At 73.1% G+C, this 1,467-nt stretch carries 2 protein-coding genes; both read left to right on the top strand.

The features are described from left to right. Nucleotides 1-620 (top strand): molybdate ABC transporter permease subunit (gene modB / locus RTM68_RS16415; RefSeq protein WP_312172970.1); only part of this gene is annotated, 620 nt, incomplete at its 5' end. After that, nucleotides 617-1,467, top strand: an 851-nt coding sequence (locus RTM68_RS16420; protein WP_312172973.1) for an ATP-binding cassette domain-containing protein, incomplete at its 3' end; no start/stop codon positions are given. The genes modB and RTM68_RS16420, both read left to right, overlap by 4 nt.

The raw sequence follows: 1,467 nt of genomic DNA on the forward strand, positions 1-1,467 counted from the left end.
CCCTCGGCACCGGTCTGATCGCCACGGTGCTCTGCATCGTGATCGGCCTGCCCTTGGCGCTGACGATCGCTCGGTCCGGTCCGCGACTCGCTGCGGTCCTGCGCGCGGCGGTCACGGTGCCGCTCGTGCTGCCGCCGATGGTCGGCGGCGTCGCCCTGCTCTACCTGTTCGGACGAGCCGGGTGGTTCGGCGGTCTCGGCCTCTCGTTCAGCACCCCGGCCGTCGTGCTCGCGCAGACCTTCGTGGCGCTGCCCTTCCTGGTGCTGGCTGTAGAGGGCGCGGTGCGCACCTCGGGGGTCGAGTACGAGCGCACTGCTGCCGCGCTCGGAGCGGGCCGCTGGACGATCCTGCGCCGCATCACCCTGCCCCTGGCCGCTCCCGGGATCGTGGCCGGCGTCGTGCTGTGCTTCGCCCGGGCGATCGGCGAGTTCGGGGCCACGGCGCTCTTCGCGGGCAACCGCCCCGGCGTCACGCAGACCATGCCCCTGGCCATCTATACGGCCTTCAACGGTGCCGGTGTGACGCAGGGGGCAGCGGTCGCCCTCGCGCTGCTGCTGCTCGCCACGGCGATCGTCGTGCTGTTGCTCGTGCGCGGCTGGCGGCCGGGGGCTGCGCGATGAGCGCCGTCGATGGTCTGCGCGCTCACGTCGTCGTGCCGCGCGAGCACTTCACGGTCGACGTCTCGCTGCAGGTGGCGGCGGGTGAGACTGTCGCGGTCATGGGGCCGAGCGGTGCCGGAAAGTCGACCCTGCTGCAGGCGCTCGCCGGGCTCGAAGCCCTCGGTGGGAGAGAGATCGCGGTCGACGGTCGAGTCGTCGACCGGGTCGAATCACCGCGGGTCGTGACTGCGCCCATGCACCGCGGCATCGTGCTGCTCGGGCAGAAGCCGCGACTGTTCCCGCACCTGTCGGCGCGCGAGAACGTCGCCTTCGGGCCGCGTGCGGCGGGCGTCGACGTTCGTGGGGCGCGAAAGGATGCCGACGATCGGCTTGCGCGGGTCGGGCTCCCCGGGGCGGGAGGGCGGATGCCGCACGAGCTCTCCGGGGGAGAGCAGCAGCGCGTCGCCGTCGCGCGTGCGCTCGCCGCATCCCCTCGCGTGGTGCTGCTCGACGAGCCGCTCGTCGCCCTCGACCCCGAGACCGCGGGCGACATCAGGCGGATGCTGCGCGACCAGCTCGCCTCGACCACCACCGTCGCGGTCACGCATGATGCCGCCGATGCAGTGGCCCTGGCCGAGCGGCTGATCGTAGTCGAGCGGGGGCTGGTCACTCAGCACGGTCCGGTGCGCGAGGTTCTCGCCGCACCGGCATCCGGGTTCGTCGCGTCGATCGCCGGAGTGAACCGCTTGGTGGGCGTCGCGAGTGGGGGATCGTGGCGCAGCGGGGACGTGCGGATCGGCAGTGCCGATCCTGCATCGCGTGCGCTCGCCGCCACCGACGGGGCGGCGCTCGCTGCGGTCTTCCGGCC

The organism is Microbacterium sp. (genome assembly GCF_031988965.1).
In the GTDB taxonomy this organism is placed as follows: domain Bacteria; phylum Actinomycetota; class Actinomycetes; order Actinomycetales; family Microbacteriaceae; genus Microbacterium.